Consider the following 4,638-nt stretch of genomic DNA (forward strand, 5'->3'; position numbering starts at 1 on the left):
CGCCACGGTGGCGCGTGTGCTCGACGATCCCTTGCGCATCCATGGCATCGCTTCCCGCAGCGAGCGCCCGCGCCGCATCGCCGCCTTGCTGGAGCGCGTCGGGCTGACGGCAGACCTCGCCCCGCGTGCCATCCACGAAATTTCAGGCGGTCAGCGGCAGCGCGTCGCCATTGCCCGCGCCATCGCCACGAAGCCGTCGCTGATCGTGCTCGATGAAGCGGTGTCGGCGCTCGACGTTTCCGTGCGCGGGGAGATCCTCGAGCTTTTGCTCGACCTGCAGCGCCAGGAAAAGATCGCCTATCTCTTCATTTCACATGATCTCGGCGTCATCCGGTCGGTCGCCCACCGCGTCATCCTTCTCGACGCCGGCCGGGTTGCCGAGAACGGCGATGCCCGAACCGTCATCGACGCACCGCAATCGGCCATTGGAAAGGCGCTGGTGGCGGCAGCACCGAGATTGAACCGGACCCTGATGCGGCTGGCGTCGGCCGGCCTCGATTGAGACCCGGCCGCCACCATCCGTTCGCTCAATAGCCGACGGTGAAGCGCTGCCTGATATGGGCCGGCTTCTCGATCTCGTCGACCATGACGATCGCGTAGTCCTCGAAGGAAATGCTGCTGCCCTTGTCGGAGGCGAGAAGCGTGTCCTTGCCGAGGCGGAATTTGCCGGTGCGCTCGCCAGGCACGAACATGGCGGATGGCGACAGGAACGTCCAATCGAGGTCCTCGACCGTCTTCAATCTGTCCAGGAAGTCGGCGCCCTTCTGCGCTTCTGCCTTGTAGATCGCCGGGAAGTTGGGGCTATCGACCAGCCGCTTGCCGGGCGCGACTTCGAGACTGCCGGCGCCGCCGACGACGAGATAGCGCTTCACGCCGGAGGCGCGCACCGCCTCGATCAGCGCATCGGTATCGCTGTCCAGGAAATGCACAGAGCTGATCACAGCGTCATGGCCGCGGATCAGGTCCGCGAGACCTTCTGTGTCGAAGACATCGCCCTTCCTGGCCGTCACGCCCGGAAGCGCGACAATCTTTTCCGGGTTGCGCGCGATGCCCGTGACGATATGGCCGCCATCGGAGAGTTCCCTGAGAAGGCGCGAACCGACAGCGCCCGATGCACCAATGAGAGCGACTTTTGCCATGTCTGTTTCCTTATGCTTGGGGGTCTGGAGGATGGGGTCACGCCGCCGCGATGTGGGCGACGAGATTGTCGAAGCTGCCGAACAGCGCGTTCGAACCGATGAGCCGGGGCGCATCGTTGCGGATGACCGCGAGCGAAGGCACGCCATCGGCATGCAGGCGCTGGAACAGCGCACGGCCACGGCCAACCTGATCGCGGTGAGCCGCCAGCAATGTTTCGGTCGGCGCCTTGAGCATTTCGGCGGCGTCCGCCATGCCGTCGGCGGCGAGCACCTCGGCCACACCGCCGATCGTCACGACATCGCGTCCTTCTACATAGCGCGCATGCTGGATCGTCTTCAGCGCCGCAAACCGGCGGCTAGGGTCCTCCAGGCCAACGGCAGTGATGCCGAGTGTGGCGGCATGTGAGTCGAGCAGGGTGCCACGGACATTGAGGACATTGTGCCGGTAGGCCGGCGTGAACGATTGTCCGGTCAGGCGCTCGATGCGCTGGTCGTTCGCCCAGGCGTGCGCCGCAAAACCTTCATCCATCGGACGCGCGCCGGCGCCGGAAAACAGGCCGGTCGGCAGCAGCTCGACGCGCACGCCGGCGGCCGACAACCGGCCGAGCATCCGGGTGGCACCATAGCACCAGCCGCACAGCGGATCGAAAAGATAGGTCACTTCTGAATTGTTCATAATCGCTGCTACCCATGATCCGGCTGCCGGCTTGATCGAATGCCGTTGGCTGATATGTGGCAGGTGGGGGTCTTGCGATAAATGGCACCCAATAATACAAACTGTATGATCTGATCGTACAAATGGCAGCCAGCTTGGCCGAACTTCTGAACCTCAATCGGCTCGCCTACTTCACCACGGTGATGGAAACCGGCTCGTTCACGGCCGCAGCCAACCGGCTTGGCGTCGCCAAGGCCGTGGTCAGCCATCAGATCGGCAAGCTCGAAGAGGAACTGGGCGCAACGCTGCTGCAGCGCACGACCCGGCGTGTCACGCCGACCGAAGAGGGGCGCCTCTTCTATGACCGCGCGATGATCATCCTGCGGGAAGCGGAGGCCGCCTATGGCGAAATCTCGCGCGGGGCCGTCGAACCGAGCGGAACGCTGAGGCTGACGGCGCCGCTCGACTACGGCACCAAGATGGTGGCTCCGGTCATGGCGGCCTATCTCAGAACCTATCCGCAGATGCGCGTCGAGGCGATCTTCGACGACGCCGTCAGCAATCTGGTGGACGAGCAGATCGATCTCGGCATCCGCGTCGGCTGGCTCACCGATTCCTCGAACCAGGCGCGGCGGCTGGGGACGATCCGGCAAATCGTGGTGGCGAGCCCTGGCTTCGCGGCGAGCCTGCCGCCGGACCTGACGCCGCGCCAGGCAAGATCGCTGGCCTGGGTCGGCAACACCCAGTTGCGCGGCATCGGCCAATGGCTGTTTTCCAGGGATGGCGAAACGGTGCTGACCGAGCTCAATCCGGTCCTCATGTGCGACAAGAGCCCCGCCGCCCTTGCTTGCGTGCTCGTCGGCATCGGGCTGGGCGTCTTTCCGGACTACAGCGTCAGCGACGATATCGCCGAGGGGCGGCTGGTGCCGGTATTTGCCGACTGGAGCCTGCCGTCAGGCGGCATCCACGCAGTCTTTCCGCCGGCCCGGTTCCGGCCCGCCAAGGTGCGCACCTTCGTCGATCTGCTCGCGGCGGCCGAGAAGCGGCGATCGCGCGGTGTTGCCACGGCTTGAAGCCGATGGCGGTCAGCGGGCCTCTTGCAGGATCATCTCGGCTGCCTTCTCCGCGATCATGACGACCGGCGAGTTGGTGTTGCCCGAGACGATTGTCGGCATGATCGAGGCATCGACCACGCGCAGCCCGGCAAGCCCGTGAACACGCAGGCCGTCGTCGACCACCGCCATCGTATCCGAACCCATCTTGCAGGTGCCGACGGGGTGGAAGATCGTCGTGCCGATATCGCCGGCCTTGCGGATGAGCTCTTCATCGCTGTCATACTGCGTGCCGGGCAGCATCTCTTCCGGCGCAAAGCGCGCCACCGCCCGAGCCTTCATCAAACTGCGGACATGGCGCAACGACGCGACGGCCACGCTGCGGTCTCCCTCGGTGGAAAGATAGTTCGGCCGGATCCTCGCCGCCTCCCGCGCGTCGGACGAAGCCATGTGCACGCTGCCCCGGCTTTCCGGACGCAGATTGCAGACCGAGACGGTGACCGCGGGAAAGCGATGCAGCGGCTCGCCCAGACGGTCGGTGCTCAGCGGTTGCACATGATATTCCAGATCGGGCGTTGCGAGGCGCGGATCGCTCCTGGCGAAGATGCCGAGCTGGCTTGGCGCCATCGACAGCGGCCCGCTGCGCTTGAGCGCGTACTCCAGCCCCATCGACGCACGGCTGACCAGATTGTGGTAACGCTGGTTGAGCGTGGCAGTGTTGGCGACCTTGAAGACGGTGCGGATCTGCAGATGGTCCTGCAGGTTTTCTCCGACGCCCGGCAAAGCATGACGAACATCCACGCCGATGCCCGAGAGCAGGTCGGGGCGACCCACCCCCGACAGTTCGAGCAGCTTGGGCGAGTTGATGGCGCCGGCCGCAAGGATCGTCTGTCCGGCGCGGACCTGATGCAGGCGGCCGCCTTGGCGGAAAACCAGTCCGGTGACGCGCCGGCCGTCGAATTCGAGCCGTTCGGTTTCCGCGCCGAGCACTACGCGCAGGTTCTTGCGCCCCGCTATACCGCGCAAAAACGCCTTCGATGTGTTCCAGCGGACGCCCTTCCTCTGGTTGACCTCGAAATAGCCCGAGCCTTCATTGGTGCCGGTGTTGAAGTCTTCGGTGCGCGGAATGCCGAGTTCCTCGGCCGCGTCCCGGAAGGCGTCGAGGATCGGCCATGAAAGCCGCTGCCGTTCGACCCGCCACTCGCCGCCGCTGCCGTGCATGGCGCTCTTGCCACCATGGAAGTCTTCCGACTTGAGGAAGTAAGGCAGGACATCGTCCCAGCCCCAGCCGGCATTGCCGGCCTGGCGCCAGCCATCATAGTCGGCAGCCTGGCCGCGCATGTAGATCATGCCGTTGATCGATGAACAGCCGCCGAGCACCTTGCCGCGCGGATAGTTGAGGCTGCGTCCGTTGAGACCGGCTTCCGGCTCGGTCTTCATCATCCAGTCGGTGCGCGGGTTTCCCATGCAGAAGAGATAGCCGATCGGGATATCGACCCAGTGATAGCGGTCGCTGCCGCCGGCCTCGAGCAGCAGCACCTTGTTGTGCGGATCGGCCGAGAGCCGGTTGGCGAGCACGCAGCCGGCGGAGCCGGCACCGACGATGACGTAGTCGTAACTGCCGAACGGAGACGGTGAAGCTTCGGTCACGTGCGCGCCTGCTGTCCGGCGATGCGCTCCCACATCGGGGTCATCGCCTGGTTGATCTCGCCATAGAGTCGATACCGCCGTGCGTATGCGTGAGCAACCGTCTCGTTGGGTACAAAATGTCGGGCGGCCGCTGTCATGGCGG

The 4,638-nt window shown here is 65.0% G+C and carries 5 protein-coding genes; 2 read left to right on the forward strand and 3 right to left on the reverse strand.

Features of this window, described 5'->3' with window-relative positions:
* On the forward strand, positions 1–502 hold a 502-nt coding region (locus tag EN932_RS29750; protein ID WP_164890680.1), incomplete at its 5' end, for an ABC transporter ATP-binding protein.
* Positions 503–527: 25 nt separating this feature from the next.
* Here EN932_RS29750 and EN932_RS29755 read toward each other — a convergent pair.
* Positions 528–1,139: an NAD(P)-dependent oxidoreductase gene (locus tag EN932_RS29755; protein WP_127385637.1), complete on the reverse strand. Its 612-nt coding sequence runs from the start codon at positions 1,137–1,139 to the stop codon at positions 528–530.
* Positions 1,140–1,176: 37 nt separating this feature from the next.
* Entirely contained in the window at positions 1,177–1,815 is a 639-nt protein-coding gene (locus EN932_RS29760; protein WP_127369775.1) for a DsbA family protein, read from the reverse strand.
* A gap of 134 nt (positions 1,816–1,949) precedes the next feature.
* Between EN932_RS29760 and EN932_RS29765 the strand changes: the two genes are divergently transcribed.
* Positions 1,950–2,867, forward strand: a complete 918-nt coding sequence (locus tag EN932_RS29765) for a LysR family transcriptional regulator (protein ID WP_064995524.1) — start codon at positions 1,950–1,952, stop codon at positions 2,865–2,867.
* 12 nt (positions 2,868–2,879) lie between these two features.
* Here EN932_RS29765 and EN932_RS29770 read toward each other — a convergent pair whose 3' ends face one another.
* Complete coding sequence (locus EN932_RS29770; RefSeq protein WP_127369776.1) at positions 2,880–4,496, reverse strand: GMC family oxidoreductase; 1,617 nt, start codon at positions 4,494–4,496, stop codon at positions 2,880–2,882.
* Positions 4,497–4,638 lie beyond the last annotated feature (142 nt).

It is taken from the genome of Mesorhizobium sp. M7A.F.Ca.US.002.01.1.1, from assembly GCF_004022955.1.
Classification (GTDB): Bacteria; Pseudomonadota; Alphaproteobacteria; order Rhizobiales; family Rhizobiaceae; genus Mesorhizobium; species Mesorhizobium ciceri.

Bases quoted from the DNA above. Each gene is read 5' to 3' on its own strand.
- EN932_RS29755 (WP_127385637.1), bottom strand. From the start codon at position 1,139: ATGGCAAAAGTCGCTCTCATTGGTGCATCGGGCGCTGTCGGTTCGCGC.
- EN932_RS29760 (WP_127369775.1), bottom strand. From the start codon at position 1,815: ATGAACAATTCAGAAGTGACCTATCTTTTCGATCCGCTGTGCGGCTGG.